Below are 20,059 nucleotides of genomic sequence, written 5' to 3' on the forward strand. Positions count from 1 at the left end.
CGCGGATTCGGGCGGGATGCAGCGAAACCGGGCTGACGACTGGTTTTGTGAGTGTTCCCAGACACTGTGACGTGAATCACTGGTTTGTTCACTTCGCATTTACTCAACACGCCCGAGTTGTCAACTTGGGCGACACGCCGCGCAATAATTCATACACAGGACAGAAAGTTTATGTACACCCTTTGAGCTGGTGGAATGGTCGATATTCGGAAAGTTATACCCAGGTTATCCCCAGATGGTCAACACAGTTGTTCAGCACTATCCACATTCGATCCCCAGGTTCATCCACAGGCTGTGTTGTGACGGGAAACGATTGCGCCTAACGTCCCAGCAGCGTGTCTCCACCGGCAGAAGGGGTGACGCACGGAGGTGCCCGATCGTGGGTGCGCGTGCGGGATTCTTGTCGGTGGCGAGGGGTAGAAATTGTGTCGGTACGTAGTCGTGCGGTAGTCGGCTGCGAGGTTTCGTACGGGGAAAGGACGGTCGACTTCACGTGGCAGTTGTGGACGATCGAGGGCAATCGGACTACTCCTCCGAGCCGCCGCCCAGTGAAGCCCCGGGCGAAGATTTCGGTCGTCAACCCCCGCAGGACATGGCGGCGGAGCAGTCGGTTCTGGGCGGCATGCTCCTCAGCAAGGACGCCATCGCCGACGTGCTCGAGGTGCTCCGTCCCGGCGATTTCTACCGCCCGGCGCATCAGAGCGTGTACGACGCCATTCTCGACCTCTACAGCCGCGGGGAGCCCGCTGACCCGGTGACGGTCTCGGCGGAGCTGGATCGTCGCGGTGACCTGAAGCGGATCGGGGGTCCTCCGTACCTGATCACACTCACGCAGACTGTTCCCACTGCGGCGAACGCCGGTTATTACGCGGAGATCGTGGCCGAGAAGTCGATCCTGCGCAGGCTCGTGCAGGCCGGCACCCGCATCGTGCAGTTCGGGTACGCGGGTTCGGACGGCCAGGACGTCGCCGAGGTCGTGGATCGTGCGCAGGCAGAGGTGTACGAGGTCACCGAGCGTCGTACTTCCGAGGACTTCCTCCCCTTGGAGGAGCTGCTGCAGCCGACGATGGACGAGATCGACTCCATCGCCAGTCGCGGCGGTATCTCCCTCGGTGTGCCCACCGGATTCGCCGAGCTCGACGAAATTACGAACGGTCTTCACCCTGGTCAGATGATCATCGTCGCGGCGAGGCCTGGTGTGGGCAAATCGACCCTGAGTATGGATTTCATGCGGTCGTGCTCGATCAAGCACGGTATGCCCAGTGTCATTTTCTCGCTGGAGATGAGCCGCACCGAGATCGTGATGCGTCTGCTGTCGGCGGAGGCCAAGATCAAGCTCGGTGACATGCGTTCGGGAAAGATGACGGACGACGACTGGACCAAGCTTGCTCGACGGATGAGCGAGATCAGCGAGGCGCCGCTGTTCGTCGACGACTCCCCCAACCTGACGATGATGGAGATTCGCGCCAAAGCTCGGCGTCTGAAGCAGCGCAACGGTCTGAAGTTGATTGTCGTGGACTACCTTCAGCTGATGTCGTCGGGCAAGAAGGTCGAGTCGCGTCAGCAGGAAGTCTCGGACTTCTCCCGTCAGCTCAAACTTCTCGCCAAGGAACTCGAATGCCCGGTGGTTGCCGTGTGTCAGCTCAACCGTGGCCCTGAGCAGCGCACCGACAAGAAGCCGATGGTGTCCGACCTCCGTGAGTCCGGATCGCTCGAGCAGGACGCCGACATGGTGATCCTCCTGCACCGCCCCGACGCCATCGAACGCGACGACCCCCGTGGCGGCGAGGCCGACCTCATTCTGGGTAAGCACCGTAACGGCCCGACGGCGACCATCACAGTGGCTCACCAGCTGCACCTGTCGCGTTTCGTGGACATGGCGAGGGGCTGATCGCCGCGCTGGGTGTTCAGCTGGACGGGCCGTGGTGGCACACGAGCATCTGCGTGGCGCCCCGTTGGAACTCGTAGTCGACGTTCGCTGTGCGGCAGTGAATGTTTCGGTTGCGCAGTTCGTCGAGCAACTCGGCGAGCCGAGGATAGGGCTCCGACGACCCGACCGGGACGAGCGGAAAGATTCGCAGCTCGTGGGACGTGACTCGCATGAGTTCGACGATCGTGTCGAGGTGGAACGCGGCGTCGAGGGTGTCCGCGTAGCTGAACAGTAGGTGGGAGCTGAGCACCAGATCGAAGCTGGCATCGCTGAACGGCAACGATGGTAGCCGCCCGGGAACGTACCGGCCGGGGTGCCGTCGTATATCGGCCGAAAACTGTTGCGCAGCGGTGTGTCTGGCGATTCGGTGTTCGTCGGGTCCAGCGAAGAACGTCCACGCGTAGTGGTCGGCGTGCGCGAGTACGTATGCGTGCCCGCGATCAGTCTCGGACAGTGCAACGGACGCGAGTCCCTCCGGGTCGTCCGCGAAATACGCTACGTCGCAGGCTGTTACGTCGCTGCCGCGGTCGGTTGCCTCGCAGGTGAACCCGGAGGCGCCCGCAGGGCAGTCGAGGATGCGACGGGACAGATCGGAGTCGGTCAGGCCGAACATCGCACGATATTCGTCGAACGATCTTGCGGTCATCACTACGTCGAGGGTCATGGGGTGGTCCTCTCGGGATGGGGGCCACCTCGGGCGTCGACCACGAACGCGACGTACAGGTGAGAATCGTCGGCCGACATGAGGCGGCCGAAGGAGTGCACAGGTCAGGGCCGCGGGTTCAGGGCCGCCACCGAAGCTGTACGAACGTGGTCACCTGATCAGTGAAACACATCAGCCCGTGAAAAGGCCCGACACGGATTGCCCGATACCCGGCCGAATCGGCGGGATCCCGTCGAACAGGCGAAGTATCGGGCAATCCATGCCGCTGCCCAGCCCCTGACCTCTATGCATCGACGGTGGCACGCCCTGACACTCGGGATGCAATAGCGTCGGCGATGACGTTCACCTCGGCGGCAAGGGTTTCGCGACTCTTGGTTTCGGATTCGTGCAGGAAGGTCGAGGATCCGAGTGTTGCCCCGACGTATTCGACGATGCCGCGTTCGATCTGGATGGCGAATGCCTGATCGATGCCGTGGCGCCCGAAGCTGTCGGCGTCGTCGGCTGCAACGGCGACGAGGTGGATGGTGAGTCGACCCAGTTTCTTGACGAACCCGGTGTCGGGGCTGTCGTCGAAGGCCCATCCGTTGATGAACACACGGTCGATCCAGCCTTTCAGCTGAGCGGGCATGGACCACCAGTACATGGGAAAGACGAGGACGAGGTGGTCCGCGCGGTCGACGCGGGCCTGCTCGGACGCTATATCGGCGTCGAGGGTTCCGGTTCCGCGGAAGAGGTCCAGGTCGGCCCGGGTGAAGCGGGGGTCGAAGTTCTCGGCGGCGAGGTCTGCGAACTCCACCGTGTCGCCCGCGTCGACGAGTGCGTCGATGGTCGAGCGTGCGACGTGGTGGGTGAGGGAGTTCGGGTCGGAATGGGAGACTACGACGAGGCTGCTCACGGAGATCCTTTCGTTGGGCGAAGAACGCTATGTACCAAAGGTAGGTTACTATTGGTACATAGCGCAAGGAGGTGTGTGGATGGCTCGGACCAGGTTGTCGCGTGCCGAAAGGTACGACCAATTGATCGAGGTCTCGTGGGCGCTCGTCCGAGCAGAGGGCGCCGACGCTCTCACCCTCGGTCGGCTCGCGGAACGGGCGGGAGTTGCAAAACCCGTGGTGTACAGCCATTTTGCGTCCAGGGCGGTGCTGCTGGCCGCGCTCTTCCAGGAGTTCGACGACCGTCAGGCGGCCATGCTCGAGGAGTACCTCGACAACGCAGAAGCGACGCTCGACGGCCGTGCCGCGGCAATTGCCAACTCGTACGTCGGGTGCACGCTCGCGCAGGGCCGTGAACTCACCGGAGTACTCGCTGCGCTGGAAGGATCGCCGGAGCTCGAGCAGGTCAAACGCGCTGCAGACCAAGCTTATTCGCAGCGGTGCCGCGAAATCCTTGCCCCGTTCGTCCAATCGTCGACGGGGGTGTCCGTACCCTCGATCACCGCGATCTTCGGCGCGGCAGAGGCGCTGTCTCGTGCGGCCGCGACGGGTGACCTGTCCCCGGATCAGGCCAAGGGCGAATTGGCCGAGACCATCGTCGCCGTCGCCGGCAGGAGCGGGGCGTAGAGCGACGCGAACGTGAGGTGAGTGCACGTGAAGTGGAAGAAACGGCTCGACGCCGCCGAGTATCGATCGATGCGGCCGGGTCTGGACATCGATGCGCCGGGTGGGCCGACGGTGACCGTGATCGATCCGTCGTCGAACGTGCTGCGTTTCTGCGAAGTAGAGGACCCGGACGAGTACACCAACCGGTGAGACCGTTCACGGGTCGTAGCGTCGACGGCGCTGTTTGCGGGCAGGTACCTCCAGTGTCGGCATCGTTCGTAGCAGAAAACTCTCGAAGTGTGGTGTGGTGAAGACCGATTCGTTGTTCTTCGTGATGTGCAGCAGCCCTTTGTCCACCAACCCCGCCCGTGTTCGCGTGCACTGCGCGACGGTACGTTCGAGGGCTCGTGCGGTGTCGATCTCGGCGGGAGCATCCACGATTGCGCGCAGGTACGCGAGGTCCACGTCGTCGACGCGACCGAGGTTTCGACGGAAGAAGTTCTCGTCGACGAACTTCTCGTATTCGGGAACGGCGTTCTCGATGTCGGCCTCGGTGACGACGTCGGTGTTGCGAGCGTCCCAGACGACGTATCCGAGGGCGTGCAGCAGCGCCGGAAATTTCCCCGTGATCGTCGACGCGGCCAGGACCGCTCCGTCCGTCCATGACCCTCCACTGCGCAGCGTCGCGGCGGCATCGGCGTCGGCGAGAGCACCGAGAACCGGGAATTCGAACAGGCGGTCCGCGCGCGCTCGAACCTCGTCCACTGTCGGTCGGTTCGGCGGCTGCGCGCCCTCCGGTATCTCGTCGACGGGATCGGTGAGCCCTGCACCGACGACCGTGATGGGCAGTTCGCGCAGGTAGCAACGATGGAACGTGTCGATCAGCGCGGAGAGCTGTGCCGAGGTGAGCCGCTGTAGCTCGTCGATCACGAAGACGATGCCTGTGTCGTGGGCACGCGCGGCCTCTCCCAGCGCGAGGAGAGTTGCCGTCGTGTCCGCGGACAGCTGCCCGGTGTCGGCTGCCCCGGGCGTTGTCTCGGTCCATTCCGCGGTGAGGGGGCTGCTCGCTCCGAGCACCGAGGCGAACGAGCCGAGTACGCCGGACGCTCTTTTCGCCTCCGATCCCCAGTGCCCGCGGGCGGATACGGCCAGCAAGGCACTGCGGCATTCGAAGGCCAGTTGTCGTCGGAATCCGTCGTCGTCCCGTCGGACCGCATCGATGTCGACGATCGCCCAACGCCTCGACCGCGCGATCGAGACGTACTCGCGGAGCAGTACGGTCTTACCGGTGCCGCGCATGCCGGTGATCAGCTGCGACCGTGCGGTATGACCGCGTTCGAGGCCGTCGAGCAGAGAGATGAACGCCGACCGGTACTTCTCGCGTCCCGCCAGTTCCCTCGGCACCTCGCCCGACTCGGGTGTGTAGGGATTGTTCATAGGAAGAGTTATAGGGGCACTCGGCAGGTAAGTACATCGCTGCGAGAAACTCTGTGACATGCGAGAAAAGTGAGGTACCCCGGCCGCACGGATCGGTAATTGCACACTCCGGCACTTCGGTCTACTCTCGACGGTCTTCAACCCACGGATGGTGGCCGACCGCGCTGTCCCACTGCCGATCGCCGAACGATCGGAACCCGCCATCCCTCACCGCCCACCAGGTTGGGTCCGACGCGGTTTGTCGGACCTCACAGTGCCCTGACCGGAGGTCACGAACATTTTCACGACGGTAGACGCCCGAACCCACGAACCATCGGTCGATGCGAACCTCCCCGGAACACTGCAAGCGTGCTACTCGATCGAGTTGAACAAGTTTGCCTGGTGGGGCACGGGCAGCCCCTCTCAGGATGCCGTCGCGGCCGGACTACCTGCAGGAACGCCGGCGTCGTTGACCATCGCACTGCCCGACGCCGCCTCCCGATCGGTGCAGGCGCTGTCGGTCCCGGTTGCACTGGTGGACGCGCCGGACGCGCTCACTGCGCTCACCACGTGGCGACCGGGAGATCGCGCGAGTCGGTCGCTGCGGGTCTGGGCGCGCATAGCAGTGGCGGCTGCGGCTGGTGGGGACGTGGAGGGCCTCGTCTCGTCGCTGCCGATTGCCGGACACGCGGCGGTCGGACTCGACACGACGACGATCTGGTCTGCAGCGTCCACCGTCGACGCGGCGCTGCATCGGCGGGCGGGTGAGCCGACGCTTCTGCGGGCAGAACTTCGGCCGTATCAGCGGGCAGGCGTCGCCTGGATGAACGCAGTGGCAACGAGCGGCGGGGGAATTCTGGCCGACGAGATGGGCCTGGGAAAGACGGTGCAGGCGATCGCCGTCTTCACGCTGCGACGCGATGCGCCGCACCTGGTGGTGTGCCCGACGTCGTTGGTCGGCAACTGGGCTCGGGAGCTGACCAAGTTCGCGCCGGGCATCAAGGTTCACGTTCATCACGGGGCGTCGAGGACGCGGAGCCTCGAGCACGTCGGGCCGGGTTCCGTCGTGATCACCAGCTATCCGACGCTGCGAAGCGATGCGGACATGATCACGGAAGTAGACTGGGACACAGTAGTTCTCGACGAGGCGCAACAGATCAAGAACTCGGATTCGCAACAGGCGCGCGCGGCCAGGAGGCTGCAGGCGCACCTGCGCATCGCGATGACAGGTACTCCGGTGGAGAATCGACTCGACGAACTGTGGTCCCTGATGGCGTTCGCTTCACCCGACGTTCTGGGAGCACGTGCGCGCTTCCGGCGACGGTTCGTCGTCTCCATCGAGCAGAAGCGGTCCGACGCCGCGGCGGGTCGGCTTCGTGAGCTCGTGGGGCCGCATATTCTGCGACGGCGCAAGGTCGATGTCGCACCCGAACTCCCTGCCAAGGTGATGAATTCGGTGGTCTGCACGCTCACCCAGGAGCAGGAGCGACTGTATCGGCGTCACCTCGACAGCTCGTTGACCGAAGGATTCGGGACAGGGATCGGACGCAGGGGACGGATCCTGACGTTGCTCACTCGCCTCAAACAGATCTGTAATCATCCTGAGCTCGTCGACGGTACCGGTGCCGAAATCCAGGGCAGATCAGGCAAACTCGATCGGGTGACGGAGATGCTCTCGGAGATCGTCGACGACGGGCAGGCGGCGCTCGTGTTCACGCAGTATCGCGGGACCGGCGAGTTGTTGTCCCGGCATCTCGGTGACGAGGTCACCGGACATCCGGTGCCGTTCTTGCACGGCGGTCTGTCCACTGCGGCCCGCGAGACGATGGTCGACGAGTTTCAATCGGGCGACGGCCCACCGATTCTGATCCTGAGTCTGCGCGCGGCCGGGTTCGGCCTCAACCTCACTCGTGCGTCGCACGTGGTTCATTTCGATCGGTGGTGGAACCCGGCCGTGGAGAGCCAGGCGAGCGATCGCGCTCACCGAATCGGGCAGACGCAGACCGTCACGGTGCACACACTGCTCACCGAACGAACCCTCGAGCAGTCGATCGACGACATGCACGGACACAAGCGTGACCTTGCGGACATCGCGACCAGCGAAGCGACGCTCGACATCGGTGGCGATCTGGCGAAACTGTCGGACGGTCAGCTTCGCGAGCTGCTCGAGATCGGGGCGGGCCAATGAGTGACGATCTCGGGGTCACCGCGTGGGGGCGTGACTGGGTACGGCTGGCGCAGCCGACGTCCATCACCCGACCGAATCCAGCTCTTCCTCGGGCTCGATCACTGGTTCGGAACGACAAGGTCGGTGACGTCGTGATCTCGGCCGGGTCGATCAGAGCAACCGTGTTCGGGGCGCGTGACCAGCACGTCAGCCTGCATTGTCCCCTCTGGGCGGACGACGCTGCGGAGTCGGCCCGAGCAGCGCTGCGCGGTCTACCCGCCGGCGACGTGCCGGATTCCGTCCACGCCGAATGGTCGAAGGCAGGCATGCCCGTCGGTCCGAGTCGTGACGAGCTGACCGCCGACTGCGACTGCACGAAACGAACCAGTCCCTGTGTGCACGTGCTTGCGGTGTTCTTCGAGATTGCTCGACGCATGGACGAGCGCCCGGTATCGGCGGTCGAGTTGCGCGGGGTGAGTAGCTCGCCCGACGCCGACGCTGCTCGGCTGCCGATCGACGGCCTCGACCCGGCGACCTTCTACGGGTAGGACGGCGCATCTACTCCGGCCACGGGAGAACCGTCAGATGCGGCCAGATCGATGTCCACCGGGCGGCCTTCGACTCGTAGACGTGCCGCATCGGAAGCAGCGGGTTCGGCCTGATCACCCCGGCGAACACGTCGTCGAATCCGTGGGGTGCATACACCGTCGTCGTTCCGTCGTTCTCGCTGCGGGCCCCGAAACAGCAGGTGGTGGACACGAAGTGGTCGATCCCGTCCTCCGTGCTTCGGAACGGCTTCACCGGTGCGCCGAAGCGATCTTCGTACCAGAGATGAACGCGGGCTTGGTTGCGGACCTCGACGTCGACTCCCAGACTGGCGAACAGAGTTTCCGCATGTCGAATGACGCGATCCTCTGATTCGTACGACAGGTCCGTGCCGTCGTAGTAGAGAAAGTCGTAATCGCGTATGCCGGCTCGAGGATCGGAGCCGGCGACGTGGTTCCAGACGGTCTGGAACAGGCCACCTGCCGTCAGATACCAGTCGGTGAGCCCGAGTTCTGGTCCACGCTCGAGGATCTCGACGACCACCGGATTGGTTTCGATTGCCGTCAGAAAGTCGTCACGCCCCATTCGTCCGATCGTGCCACAGCACCCGAGGTCGGGGTCGAGTCGTTCCGAAGGTGTACGGAATGTACATCGCAACGACGATGTGTGACGGCGCCTGCGTTCGTAGGGTGGAGTGCACATCACCGCTTCGACGAAAGGAACGTTCGATGTTGCTGGAACTCAGCGCGCAGGACGACACGGCCACCACGGTTTTCGGCCTCGGTTTCGGGGTTCTGATTCTGATACTTGTCGTCGCGGCGTTCGCGTTGTTCGTCGCCGCCCTGGTCAGCATTCTGCAGTCGAAGAACTACACGACCGCGGGCAAAGCGATCTGGGTCCTGATCGTGCTGGCGTTCCCGTTTCTGGGGACGATCGTGTGGTTCGTCTGGGGTCGCGGTTCGAGTTTCACGACCGACCGTCCGCGGTAGGTCGCATGGACTGCGCCGACGTGGCGTGCGACGCTGGTCTCGTGCGTACGGGGCGGATCGCAGGGCGAGTCGTGTTGGTCGGCGCCGTGGCGGCAGGGTTGGCGACCGGCATCACTCCCCCCGTCGCGCAGGCTTGCACGTGTGCCTACGGCCTGTCTCAGGTGAGCGACCGTGTTCGACAGCACTCGTCTCCCGACGGCGCGGTCTTCGTCGGGGTGGCGACCGATGTCCGCGACGACGGCAGCACACTCACCTACGACGTTCGGGTCAGCGAGATCTACGACGGTGACGTGGAGGCCGACGCCGTGGTGTCGACGGCCGCGGAGTCGGCCGCGTGTGGCTCGACGCTGGCGGTCGGTGACGAGTACATCTTCTTCGCCCAACGCGGTGAGTCGTCGCGGGATCGTCTGCAGGTCAACAGCTGTTCGGCCACGGCGCCGACGACCGATCGTACGACGCTCGATGCTGCCGAGCGCTCCTACGGCACTCCCACCGTGCTGGAGGCCGATTCCCCTCCGATCGGGGCGACCCTGTGGCTCGGGGTCGCCGGCGTGGTCAGCGTGGCCGTTGCCTTCGGCGGGGTTCTTCTGCTGGGTAGGCGTCGACCCTGACCTTCGGTGAGGCGGGAGTGGAGCCTGCGGAATGACCTTCGGTGGGGCGGGAGTGGAGGATGAAGTGGAAGAGAGGGATGTGATGACGCGATTCGGTGTTGTGCTGAGGCCGGAACTGCCGCCGGAGACCATCGTCGACGCGGCGCGTGCGGCCGACGAGGCCGGGGTGGACGAGATCTGGCTGTGGGAGGACTGTTTCTTCTCCGGGGGAATTTCCATGGCCGCAACTGTTCTCGCGGTGACGCCGCGGTTGAACGTCGGGATCGGAGTTTTGCCCACCCCTCTGCGGAACGTCGCGGCCACGGCGATGGAGGTCGCTGCTCTGGCTCGGCTGTACCCGGGACGGACGCGGGTCGGGTTGGGTCACGGTGTGCAGGATTGGATGGGGCAGGTGGGGGCGCGAGTGCAGTCCCCGCTGACTCTTCTTCGCGAGCAGATGACGGCACTGACGAGTCTGTTGGCTGGTGAGACGGTCGACGTTCGGGGCCGTTACGTCTCGTTGGACAACGTCCGCTTGGATTGGCCGCCGGCGGAGCCTCCGCCACTTCTGGTCGGTGCGACGGGCCCGAAAACCCTTGCTGTGAGCGGCGAGACGAGCCGCGGGACGATACTGACCAGCTCCACCACACCTCGGCAGGTCCGCGACGCGATCGGCCACATCGGTGGTGGGCCGGGCCACGACATCGTCGTGTACGTGTCGGATCTGGTGGACGACCTCGACGAGTACACAGAGGCTGGTGCGACCACCCTGGTACTGGAACCAGGTCCGCAGACAACCGATCTGGCCGGCGTGTTCCAGCGCGCCGTCCACCTCGCGTCCGGTGGACCTCCCCGGTGACGAGTGTCGACGTGCAGAACGCAACAGTGCGGAACGTTCACCTCGACTTCGATCTGAGTATCGGCTTCGACGACGGTTCGGCGGTGGCGTTCAGTCAGCTCGACATCGGTGGCACACGGTTCGACGAGGACAACCAGTTCGAGGGGCTGCGTGCACTGACGTCCCTGCTCACGACTCGGTGCGCGATGTCCGAGTTGGCTGCGGACGGCACGCTGACGCTGCGGTTCGACGACGGAAGTGCCGTCACCGCAGCTCCCCGGGAGGAAGTCGAGTCCTGGGAGTACACCGCGCCGGACGGTGCGACGGTGCTGTGCCTTCCCGGAGGCATCATCGAGACGCTGGACGCGCCTGAAACGTCCGCCGCGCCTGCGTCACCGACCGGTTCACCGGCAATCGGCTCGACAGTCGTACGTATTTCCTCCGGTGAGCACGGTGGGATTCAATTCTCGGACGGCACGCTGCTGGCGACGAACGTGGATCTGGAGTCGGCCTATCTGGTTCTACGCGAAAGCGTCGTTCGGGTCGGGCGAGGCATCGAGCTGTCCTCGGGTCATGTTCTCTGACATCGGAGTTCTCGGGTAGGCCGGCTCCGAGTCCTCAGGGGCGAACGATGAGCTGATCCGCGTGTCGGGTGACGTGACGGTGGAAGCGCGCGACGGGAGCTGTCGGTCGGCGTCGGCCTGTCGCCAGCCCGACCGATCGAGTGCGGTCACCGGTCAAGGGGACGGTCGTCACGCCGGCGACGGCGACCTCCGGCTTCGGTAGAAGCGCGATCCCGAGCCCGGCTCGTACGAGTGCCTCGATGGTGTCGATCTCACTGATCTCGAAGGGAACCCGCGGGACGAATCCGGCTTCCGCGCACCACGTGTCGAGCAGTGTGCGCAGCTGGAACGACGGCGGGCTGGCCACGAAGGCTTCGTCGGCGAGGTCTTCGACCGCGAGTGCCCGACGAGACGCAAACGGGTGTGTGGCCGCTACGTGGACGAAGATCTGCTGGCTGCCCAGGACCGTCACGTCCAGGTCGTCGGGCGGAGGAATCATGACGGCGAGATCCAGTCGGCCGTCGCGAATCATGTCCGCGAGGGCTTCGCCGTGTGCTTGCACCAGTCGAACCCTGACGCGGGGAGCGAGTGCATGAAAGTCCGTCAGAAGGGCGGCCACCGAACGCGATCCGAGCGTCAGAGGGAATCCGAACCCGACGACTCCGCTGTCCGGATCGGCGTCGGACCGCACCGCGGCGACAGCGTCGTCGAGTTCCCGCATCACATGGTGGGTGCGGTCGAACAACTCCCGGCCCGACGCGGTCAGACCGACCCCGCGACCCACCGGTTGGATCAGCGCCAACCCGAGGATGCGCTCGAGGCTGTGCACCCGCCTGCTGACCGAGGATTGGGGCACGTCGAGCCGGGCGGCCGCGCGGGTGACGTGGCCTTCCGCGGCGACGGCGTCGAAGGCGGCGAGCAGAGGCGCTACGGACTCCGGGCGGTCGAACGAGTAGTCATCCATTTCCGGATGATAATTGCTCGAACATCTCATTGGACGGAACGGTCTCGTCGCCGCCAGCATTGACGGCATGACTTCACATGCGGAAATCCTGGACGTCGCGCTCGTCGGCGGCGGCGTCATGTCCACGACCCTCGGAACGCTGATCCAGAAGGTGCTGCCGGACAGGTCGATCGCGTTGTTCGAGCGACTCGACCGGCTGGCCGGCGAGAGCTCGGGTCCGTGGAACAACGCGGGTACCGGTCACGCAGGTCTGTGCGAACTCAACTACATGCCCGACGCCGACGACTCGTCCCGGACCGAGCAAATCGCACGGCAGTTCGCGGTGTCGAGGGCATTCTGGGACTCGCTGACGCGGAGCGGTGACCTCGATCCGTCGTTCCTGAACGCAGTGCCTCACATGGACGTGGTGTTCGGCGATGCCGATGTGGACTACCTGCGACGCAGATGGGAGACGCTGAAGTCGAACCCCCTGTTCCAGGGTATGGAGTATTCCGAGGATCGTGATCGAATTCGCGGCTGGGCGCCGTTGCTCGTCGACGGTCGCGCGCCGGGCGAGCGGATCGCGGCGACGTGGGACGCCGGTGGTACCGACATCGATTTCGGCGCACTCACCGAATCGCTCGGCCGGACGATGGAGGCGAGCGGGTGCTTGATCCGCACCGGCCACGAGGTGACGCGTCTGCGCCGCACGTCGGACGGTCTGTGGCATCTATCGGGTCGAGTCCGATCGACCGGGCGGGTGTTCGAGGTTCGCGCGCGGTTCGTGTTCGTCGGAGCCGGCGGGTACGCACTGCGTCTGTTGCAGAAGGCTCGTGTTCCCGAAATCCGCGGGTACGGGGTATTTCCCTTCGGCGCCGAGTTCTTGTACACCGATGCCCCGGAGGTCGTCGCGCGGCACGGCGTGAAGGTCTACGGCAGACCGTCGCTCGGTGCGCCTCCGATGTCGTTGCCGCACTTGGACAGAAGGCATGTCGACGGCACGACGTCGCTCATGTTCGGGCCGTACGCGACCTTCAGCACCCGCCTGCTGAAACACGGTCGCCTCCGCGATCTCTTCGGTACCGTCCGTCTTCGAAACCTGCCCGTTCTGTTGTCGGTCGGTATCGGCAACCTCCCCCTCGTCCGTTATCTCGTCGGGCAGGTTCTGGCGTCGTCGAAGCGCAAGTTCGCCGAACTCGAAACGTTCTACCCCGCTGCCGACCCCGCGCAGTGGCGTCTGATTCAGGCCGGTCAACGAGCTCAGCTGATCAAGCCGCGCAGCAGATTTCGCGGTGATCTGATGTTCGGCACGGAGATCGTCACCGGCAGGGACGGATCGATCGCGGGCCTGCTCGGTGCCTCGCCCGGTGCATCGGTCGCGCCTTCAGCGATGATCGAGGTGTTGACGAGATGTTTCGCCGACGATCGTTCCGAGTGGCAGCCACGGCTCGACGCATTGCTGGCTGCTGCCGGCTCACGCCATGGCGCACTTCAGGAACAATCCGACAGGTATGGTTTTCGGTGACGAGTGTCGTTGTCGGTCGGGGATGAGGTGGTGGAAGCGGTGAAGAATGTTGTCGCGCCTGGGCTGGTGCTGGTCGCTGTGGCTGCGATCGGTGGGTGCGCCGCGCCGCAGCCGGGCGACCCCAGTTGCAGCGACGCGGTGGCGTCGGATCTGCGTGTGACGGGAGAGGCCGCTCCCGAGTGGTCCGACGAGTGGCTGTCGCAGGCGGGTGGGGCGCTCGGCGGGGGCTGGGTGGACCCGGAGGGTGACGTCTTCGCGCGGGTCTACTCCTGTGTCGGGTTGGACACCATCGCATTTCGGGAGATCACCGGTACGGGAAAGAAGGCGGAGCAGCGAGATGTTCGGGTGGGCGTCGCCGACTACCTGTATCGCGCCGGTGATGTGAGCACCCCCGACGGTCGGTACTCGGTCGACATCGCGGTGTCGAGGTCGGAGCCGGGCCCGGTTCGGTTCGGTGTTGCGTTCTCGCCGCTTCAGACAGAGCGGACGTACATCGACGTCTACTCCGGGGCCTTCGTCGTGCAGCAGATGCGCGAGTCCGGCATCCTGTGACCCCGATCGTCAGAGTGGCACCGGAGACGGCGCCGTATCGGCAAGTGCGGCAATGAGATCCCTCTGAATGTCCGTCGGGGGTATGGACGAGTCGACCACCGCGGAGACGGGAAGTTTCAGTCTGCGCTGCGCTTCGGTGCGGAACACCAGCCCGGTCTTCGGAGTGCTCTCGGCCGTGCTCGCGTAGATGATGGACCAGCATTCGGGGTGGTTGAGCAACTCCGCGCTTGCCGTGTGGTCCATGGCGACGGGTGGGCCGAAGGCCAGGCGTCGACCACTTCTTTTCATGGCTCCTTCGATCACCCGATGCAACAGGATCTGCTCGCTGCGCTTGGGGAGGAGCAGTGGGTACTGAGCGAGCTGCTCGAGTCGCGGATCCGGCCCGGATGCCAGTGGGTGACTGTCGGCGAGTACGACGACGAGGTTCTCCTTCCACAGCTCGGTGACCTCGAGACCGGAGCGCTCGACGTTGCCTCGGATCAAGGCCACCTGGCAGTCGCCCGACGTGACGGCTTCGATCTGTTCGGCGAATCGTTTCAGGACGAAGTCGATCTCGGCTTCCGGATGCCGCTCGCGTACTTGGACGATCGCGGCGATTGCGTTGGCTGCGAACGTCATGTTGCCGGTCAGGCGCAGCTGATTCCGGCGCCTGGCCGTCAACGCGAGCGCGGACTGCTCGAGCTCGACCATGTGCCGTGCGATGGACATCAATTGTGTTCCGACAACGGTCAATCGGACCGAGCGCGACGACCGTTCGAACAGTGACTCGCCCATCTCGCGTTCCAGTTTGCCGATCTGGAGGCTGATCGCCGACTGCGAGACATAGCACCGCTCGGCGGCGCGCGAGAAGCTCAGCTCCTCGCCCACGGCGAGGAAGTACTTCAGTTGCCGAAGTTCCACAGCGCTCCATTCATGAGTTTTACTCATCGATACTATTCCAAATTTCCCGTTGATAGACCACTGGCCGGGGCGTTTCATGGAGTGTGGTTGCTCGATTGGAAAGGAAAACCAGTGGATACGTACGAGGTCGTCATCGTGGGATCGGGATTCGGAGCGTTGGCTGCGGCCAAGTCTCTGGGCAAGGCCGGCGTGAAGTTCTCGCTCGTCTCCAGCACGACGGAGCACCTGTTCCAACCGCTTCTCTACCAGGCAGCGACCGGCATGCTGTCGACCGGCGAGATCGCTCCACCCGTCCGGCGCATCCTCGCCCGTTACGAATCGGCCGATGTCCGGCTCGGCAAGGTCGTCGACGTCGACCCCGAGTTGCACCAGGTCACCTACATCGGCGCGGGCGGTAGCCACACCATCGGGTACGGCCGATTGATCGTCGCGACGGGCGCGACGCAGGCGTACTTCGGACGCGACGAGTTCAAGGACCGCACGTTCGCTCTCAAGACCGTCGACGACGCCGTCGCTCTGCGTGAGCAGATCCTGCGCTGCTACGAGACTGCGCACCACACCTCCGACCAGGAGGCGAGAAAGGAGCTGCTCAGTTTCGTCGTGGTCGGTGCCGGTGCCACCGGTGTGGAATTGGCCGGGCAGATCAGGGATCTCGCTCAGCGGTACTTCGCCGGATCCTTCCCGGACATCCATCCGGACGACGTGACGGTGACACTCGTCGACGGCGTCAAGGACGTGCTGCCTGCGTTCGGCGGCAAGCTCAGTACCTACGCCCGCGCCAAGTTGGAGAAGTCGGGCGTCGAGGTGGTCACCGGGGCCATGGTCACCGACATCGTCGACGACACGGTCACGGTTCAGGATGTGGACTCGAAAACGTCGCGGACCATCGCCGCCAAGACCGTCATCTGGTCGGCCGGCGTGCAGGCCAGCGATCTGGCGGCCACGCTCGCCGAACGCACCGGCTGCGAGACCGACCGTGCCGGCAGGCTTCTCGTCCACGACGACCTGACCGTCGGTACGGCGAAGGACATCTACGCCATCGGCGACGTGACCTCGTTGAACGGTCTGCCCGGTCAGTCGCCCGTGGCAATGCAGCAGGGCCGCCACGTTGCCAAGGTCATCACCGGAAAGGCGGACGCCGGAACCCCGTTCGCGTACACCGACAAGGGAAGCATGTCGATCGTCGGCCGGTTCAGCGCAGTGGTGCGGTTGTTCGGGAAGGTCGACATGTCGGGTCCCATCGCGTGGGTCATGTGGTTGGCGGTGCACCTGATGTACATGGTGGGCTTCCGCAACCGCTACGTGGCCGTGGTGTCGTGGATGAGCTCGTACATCGGAGACAAGCGCCCGCATTTTCAGTACACGGACAGATCCGCCGTACTCACGCAGGCGAAACAGCACGAGGACCGCGAAGCAGCCTAGGAGCAAGGCCGATTGTTTTCACTGCACTGCGTAGAGGGTGTTGCCGTCGATGTCGTCGAACTCGAACATCGGCGGCAGCCCCTCCCAGAGCAGAAGCTCGTTCACCTTCGCCCCGTGCCCGACGAGGTGGGCGTGCAGGGCTCTGGCGTCCGCTGTCACCAACCGCACGCCGGTATCGCGGCCCGCGGAGAATCCCGGGTACTCCGTCAGTAGCGCGATCTCGATACCGGGAGCGCTCATCTGCACCCAACGCGATCCGAGTTCCTCTATCACGCGGTCCGCGGACTTCGTCAAACCCAGTGCAACGGAGTAGAACTCGATTGCACGGTCTTGGTCGGCGACGGGTATCGCCACCATTCTCACTCCGGTGACATGTGCCTCGGTCATGGTTACCTCCAAGGTCTATGTTTGTCCTTGCGCAGAGGTGGACTCGACGGCGCGATGGAAATCATCGCGGTGCACGAAAGGACTGTGAATCCGCCTCGGTTTCACAGCCGACGTAACTGTTTGTCCAGATAGGCACGGGTGGGAGGGTCTGCGGTGAGGGAGATGGCTTTCTCGTAGGCGGATCGGGCGGAGTCGACGTTACCCAGCTGAGCCTGCAGGTGAGCGCGCGCCGCCCATGCGGGCTGGAATCGCTCGGTTCCGTTCGTTCGATCGAGCAGACGGAGTGCAGCGAGGGCGCCGTCGGTTTCTGCGGTGACGACGGCGAGCGCAACGGCGCTGCCGACTGTCGGTGCCGATGTCTGTAGTGCGGAATACAATTCGCGCAACGCGGTCCAGTCTGTTCGGCCGGTCTTTCGGCGACCACAGTGCACGGCAGAGGCAGCTGCTTCCAGTTGGAAACGCCCGAGTGCACTGGAGCCTGCGGCCACCAGGCGGTGTGCCGCGACGAGATGCTGCTCCCCGCGATGCAACAGGTCTGCGTCCCACAGGTGAAAGTCCTGCTCGGCCAACGGAACCAGTACCCCGTCTCGGCAGCGTGCCGGCATCCGAGCGGCGGACAGTCCGATCGATGCGGCAAGCCCGTGCGCCTCCGCGTCCTCCGGCAACACTGCACACAGTGTCTCGGCGAGGTGCATCGCCTCACCGATCATGTTTTCTCGCACTTCGGATCCCGAGGAGTTCCAGTCGATCGCGAACGCGCCGTACACGGCTTCACGAATCGCGTCGACCCGTGCCGGCAGGGCACTCCGATCGGGTAGTTCGAACGGGATGTGCGCATCCCGGATGCGCTTCTTCGCTCGGCCCAGGCGTGCCGCCATCGTCGAGGCGGGTAGCGCGAACGCCTGCGCGATGTCCTTGGCCGTGAACCCCAGCACGACGTCGAGCATCAGCGGTGTCCTGACCGCACGGTCGACGTCGGGGTGGGCACACACGGCCATCAGCTCGAGCCGCTTGTCCGGCAGCGCATCGACATCGATGTCGTCGAGACGCGATTCGGCGTGGACCACGGGATCGAGCGCTACCGAGGTTCGATGTGCCGCCGATTTCCAGACGTCCCGACGCTTGTTTCTGGCGGCGGTGAGGAGCCAGGCGTCGGGATCGGTGGGCACGCCGTCGCGTGGCCAGGTGGTCAGCGCCCGTTCCAGGGCGTCGGCGAGGGCATCTTCGGCGGCGACGATGTTGCCGTCCGCGGATGCGAGGAGGGCAAGGAGCCGGCCGTACGACGTGCGCACAGCATGTTCGGCCGACTCCTGCACTGCACTCATCGGTCGGCCTCTCAGGTCCACGCGCCGTCGACGAACGAGGTGGCGGCCGCTCGAACTTCCAGCACTCCGTACTGCGCGCCGGGGCACCGTTCGGCCCACATGAGCGCGGCGTCCTCGTCGGGTACCTCGATCACGAAGACACCGCCGACGCCTTCCTTCGTATCCGCGAAGGGGCCGTCCTGAACCTGCAGTTCGCCGGTGCGCAGAGACAGCGTTCTGGCGGACGAGCTGGACGTCAGAACCTCCGCGGCGATGAGCACACCGGCGGACTCGAGTGCGCGGCCGTACGCTCCGAACGCCTCCTGCATCTGGGCGATCGTCTCCTGGTCGAGGACGCCCTCCTCGGGCTCGGCATTGTTGAGGATCAGGGTGTAGCGCATGTGTCTCTCCTAGCGTCGATGTCCATTTTGTACCGGATCTTCGTGGTTGTACGTAGACATGACGATCGAGGGTTCTCGAAATCGACACGTAACGAGAATCCGTACGCCGGCCTACTCGACCTCCAGATTCCCGGCGAAGGCCTGGATGTCTGCGACGACGAGTTCGGGCACTTCGAGGGCGGCGAAGTGTCCACCGCGAGGGTGGACCGTGTAGCGGACGACGTCGAAGAAGCGCTCCACGAATTCGCGCGGTGGCCGGCCGATGTCTCTGGGGAACACGGCGATTGCCGTCGGAACGTGGATGACCGGGTCCCAGTCTCCCGTATCTGCCCAGTCTTCGGTATCTGCCCGGTCCTGATCGCCGCTCTCCTCGTCCCAGGCTGCGCCTTCGCTGTACAGGCGCGTCGAGGAGTGGATGGAGTTGCGCACCCAGTAGGTCATGACGTTGGTGATCAGGTCCTCGTCGCTCGGTAGGGAGTCCGAGAGGCGACCGAAGTGGTCGACGATCCAGGCGGCGAGGCCGACCGGCGAGTCGCTGAGACCGTAGGCGAGTGTCAAGGGCCTCGACGACTGGATGGAGACGTAGGCGGCGTCGTTCTCGCTCCACGAGTCGAGCGCGTCCAGGAAGGCCTTCTCGTCGTCGGTGACGGACACTCGGTCGACCATGAATAAATTGGGAAACGGAATGTCCGTGAGGTGCAATCCGAGAATGCGGTCCGGGTTCGCGCGCACCACTTCCTGGCCGACGACGCTGCCCCAGTCGCCGCCGTGGACGAAGTACCGGTCGTACCCGAGGGTCTCCATCAGCGCGACGAGCGGTGCGGCCGTGGTCTCCGGACCCGCGTCGCCGTCGGGCAGCTGTTCGGAGAACCCGAATCCGGGCAGGGACGGCACCACCACGTGGAACGCCGGGGCGTCGGCGTTCACGGGGTTGCGCAACGCGTCGATGATTCCTACGTATTTGGCGAACGAGTCTCCCCACCCGTGGAGCAGCAGTATCGGTCGGGCGTCCGGACGATCGGATCGGGCATGGATGAAATGCAGGGTGCCGTCGGCGAGATGGTGTGGGAACTCGTTCAGTCGCGCTTCGACGCGGCGCCAGTCGTAATCCTGTGCCCAGTAGGAGGTGAGGCGGTGCATCGTGTCGAGGTCGGTCCCCGTTCCCCATCCGGTTGCGTGGCCGTTCGGGAAGCGGGTGCGCGTCAGGCGGGCGGTGAGGTCGTCCAGGTCCGTTTGCGGTACGTCGATGGTGAAGTCGCTGATGTCCATGCGGCTCAAGCTAGAGCGGATTGCGGACATCTTCGGTCCGTGATTCTGAAACTCGTGCGCATTGTTGAAATGTGAATATGTCCAGTTCTGCTGGGGACTCGTCACAACTGCAGGG

The 20,059-nt window shown here is 64.6% G+C and carries 22 protein-coding genes; 12 read left to right on the forward strand and 10 right to left on the reverse strand.

All coding sequences use genetic code 11. From position 1 onward, the window contains the following. Positions 1-493 precede the first annotated feature (493 nt). Positions 494-1,891, forward strand: coding sequence for a replicative DNA helicase (gene dnaB, locus BH95_RS20890; RefSeq protein ID WP_027498586.1), 1,398 nt, complete (start codon positions 494-496; stop codon positions 1,889-1,891). 16 nt (positions 1,892-1,907) lie between these two features. Here dnaB and BH95_RS20895 read toward each other — a convergent pair whose 3' ends face one another. Together BH95_RS20895 and BH95_RS20900 are read right to left on the reverse strand one after the other, a co-directional pair. Further along, positions 1,908-2,594: a methyltransferase domain-containing protein gene (locus BH95_RS20895; RefSeq protein WP_037183897.1), complete on the reverse strand. Its 687-nt coding sequence runs from the start codon at positions 2,592-2,594 to the stop codon at positions 1,908-1,910. A 283-nt stretch (positions 2,595-2,877) separates the two neighbouring features. After that, a complete protein-coding gene (locus tag BH95_RS20900) occupies positions 2,878-3,489 on the reverse strand; it encodes an NAD(P)H-dependent oxidoreductase (protein ID WP_033190254.1) in 612 nt (203 codons plus the stop codon). 79 nt (positions 3,490-3,568) lie between these two features. Between BH95_RS20900 and BH95_RS20905 the strand changes: the two genes are divergently transcribed. Both BH95_RS20905 and BH95_RS28365 read left to right on the forward strand, forming a co-directional pair. Then, positions 3,569-4,153: a TetR/AcrR family transcriptional regulator gene (locus BH95_RS20905; RefSeq protein ID WP_020110426.1), complete on the forward strand. Its 585-nt coding sequence runs from the start codon at positions 3,569-3,571 to the stop codon at positions 4,151-4,153. 27 nt (positions 4,154-4,180) lie between these two features. Further along, positions 4,181-4,342, forward strand: a complete 162-nt coding sequence (locus tag BH95_RS28365) for a glyoxalase superfamily protein (RefSeq protein WP_244165071.1) — start codon at positions 4,181-4,183, stop codon at positions 4,340-4,342. A gap of 6 nt (positions 4,343-4,348) precedes the next feature. Here the strand turns inward: BH95_RS28365 and BH95_RS20910 are convergent, their stop codons facing one another. After that, positions 4,349-5,569, reverse strand: a complete 1,221-nt coding sequence (locus BH95_RS20910) for an ATP-binding protein (RefSeq protein ID WP_037183898.1) — start codon at positions 5,567-5,569, stop codon at positions 4,349-4,351. Positions 5,570-5,933: 364 nt separating this feature from the next. On the opposite strand from BH95_RS20910, the gene BH95_RS20915 reads away from it, so the two are divergent. Both BH95_RS20915 and BH95_RS20920 read left to right on the forward strand, forming a co-directional pair. Next, positions 5,934-7,736 (forward strand): DEAD/DEAH box helicase, encoded by a 1,803-nt coding sequence (locus tag BH95_RS20915; protein WP_037183899.1) that lies wholly within the window; start codon positions 5,934-5,936, stop codon positions 7,734-7,736. Beyond that, positions 7,733-8,263 carry an SWIM zinc finger family protein gene (locus BH95_RS20920; RefSeq protein ID WP_019665171.1) on the forward strand — a complete coding sequence of 177 codons (531 nt, stop codon included), beginning with the start codon at positions 7,733-7,735 and terminating at the stop codon, positions 8,261-8,263. Before BH95_RS20915 ends, BH95_RS20920 begins: the two co-directional genes overlap by 4 nt. Before the next feature lie 10 nt (positions 8,264-8,273). Here BH95_RS20920 and BH95_RS20925 read toward each other — a convergent pair whose 3' ends face one another. After that, positions 8,274-8,846, reverse strand: coding sequence for a nucleotidyltransferase family protein (locus BH95_RS20925; protein ID WP_037183900.1), 573 nt, complete (start codon positions 8,844-8,846; stop codon positions 8,274-8,276). Positions 8,847-8,989: 143 nt separating this feature from the next. Between BH95_RS20925 and BH95_RS20930 the strand changes: the two genes are divergently transcribed. The 4 genes from BH95_RS20930 (at position 8,990) to BH95_RS20945 (ending at position 11,262) form a co-directional block, all read left to right on the forward strand. Next, positions 8,990-9,250 (forward strand): PLD nuclease N-terminal domain-containing protein, encoded by a 261-nt coding sequence (locus BH95_RS20930; protein WP_019665173.1) that lies wholly within the window; start codon positions 8,990-8,992, stop codon positions 9,248-9,250. 41 nt (positions 9,251-9,291) lie between these two features. After that, entirely contained in the window at positions 9,292-9,861 is a 570-nt protein-coding gene (locus BH95_RS20935; protein WP_244165072.1) for a hypothetical protein, read from the forward strand. Between the two features lie 82 nt (positions 9,862-9,943). Then, positions 9,944-10,699, forward strand: a complete 756-nt coding sequence (locus tag BH95_RS20940; protein WP_037185383.1) for an LLM class flavin-dependent oxidoreductase — start codon at positions 9,944-9,946, stop codon at positions 10,697-10,699. After that, positions 10,696-11,262, forward strand: coding sequence for a DUF6188 family protein (locus BH95_RS20945; protein ID WP_037183904.1), 567 nt, complete (start codon positions 10,696-10,698; stop codon positions 11,260-11,262). Before BH95_RS20940 ends, BH95_RS20945 begins: the two co-directional genes overlap by 4 nt. A gap of 34 nt (positions 11,263-11,296) precedes the next feature. On the opposite strand, the gene BH95_RS20950 is transcribed toward BH95_RS20945, so the two are convergent. Beyond that, entirely contained in the window at positions 11,297-12,205 is a 909-nt protein-coding gene (locus BH95_RS20950) for a LysR family transcriptional regulator (RefSeq protein WP_037183907.1), read from the reverse strand. Positions 12,206-12,272: 67 nt separating this feature from the next. Between BH95_RS20950 and mqo the strand changes: the two genes are divergently transcribed. Continuing rightward, complete coding sequence (mqo, locus tag BH95_RS20955) at positions 12,273-13,709, forward strand: malate dehydrogenase (quinone) (protein ID WP_244165073.1); 1,437 nt, start codon at positions 12,273-12,275, stop codon at positions 13,707-13,709. Between the two features lie 39 nt (positions 13,710-13,748). Next, complete coding sequence (locus tag BH95_RS20960) at positions 13,749-14,261, forward strand: hypothetical protein (protein WP_244165074.1); 513 nt, start codon at positions 13,749-13,751, stop codon at positions 14,259-14,261. A gap of 9 nt (positions 14,262-14,270) precedes the next feature. Here the strand turns inward: BH95_RS20960 and BH95_RS20965 are convergent, their stop codons facing one another. After that, the gene (locus tag BH95_RS20965) at positions 14,271-15,188 is read right to left on the reverse strand and encodes a LysR family transcriptional regulator (protein ID WP_230594030.1); all 918 of its coding nucleotides are present in this window, start codon (positions 15,186-15,188) and stop codon (positions 14,271-14,273) included. Between the two features lie 84 nt (positions 15,189-15,272). Between BH95_RS20965 and BH95_RS20970 the strand changes: the two genes are divergently transcribed. Then, on the forward strand, positions 15,273-16,583 hold the full coding sequence (locus tag BH95_RS20970; protein ID WP_033190265.1) for an NAD(P)/FAD-dependent oxidoreductase: 1,311 nt from the start codon (positions 15,273-15,275) through the stop codon (positions 16,581-16,583). An 18-nt stretch (positions 16,584-16,601) separates the two neighbouring features. On the opposite strand, the gene BH95_RS20975 is transcribed toward BH95_RS20970, so the two are convergent. The 4 genes from BH95_RS20975 to BH95_RS20990 all read right to left on the reverse strand — a co-directional run bounded on the left by BH95_RS20975 (position 16,602) and on the right by BH95_RS20990 (position 19,944). Beyond that, entirely contained in the window at positions 16,602-16,970 is a 369-nt protein-coding gene (locus BH95_RS20975) for a VOC family protein (protein WP_037185386.1), read from the reverse strand. A gap of 101 nt (positions 16,971-17,071) precedes the next feature. Further along, a complete protein-coding gene (locus BH95_RS20980; RefSeq protein ID WP_037183915.1) occupies positions 17,072-18,295 on the reverse strand; it encodes an RNA polymerase sigma factor in 1,224 nt (407 codons plus the stop codon). 11 nt (positions 18,296-18,306) lie between these two features. Further along, positions 18,307-18,675, reverse strand: a complete 369-nt coding sequence (locus BH95_RS20985; protein WP_037183917.1) for a YciI family protein — start codon at positions 18,673-18,675, stop codon at positions 18,307-18,309. 111 nt (positions 18,676-18,786) lie between these two features. Next, positions 18,787-19,944, reverse strand: coding sequence for an epoxide hydrolase family protein (locus BH95_RS20990; RefSeq protein ID WP_037183918.1), 1,158 nt, complete (start codon positions 19,942-19,944; stop codon positions 18,787-18,789). Positions 19,945-20,059 lie beyond the last annotated feature (115 nt).

The sequence above is a fragment of the Rhodococcoides fascians A44A genome, assembly GCF_000760735.1.
In the GTDB taxonomy this organism is placed as follows: domain Bacteria; phylum Actinomycetota; class Actinomycetes; order Mycobacteriales; family Mycobacteriaceae; genus Rhodococcoides; species Rhodococcoides fascians_E.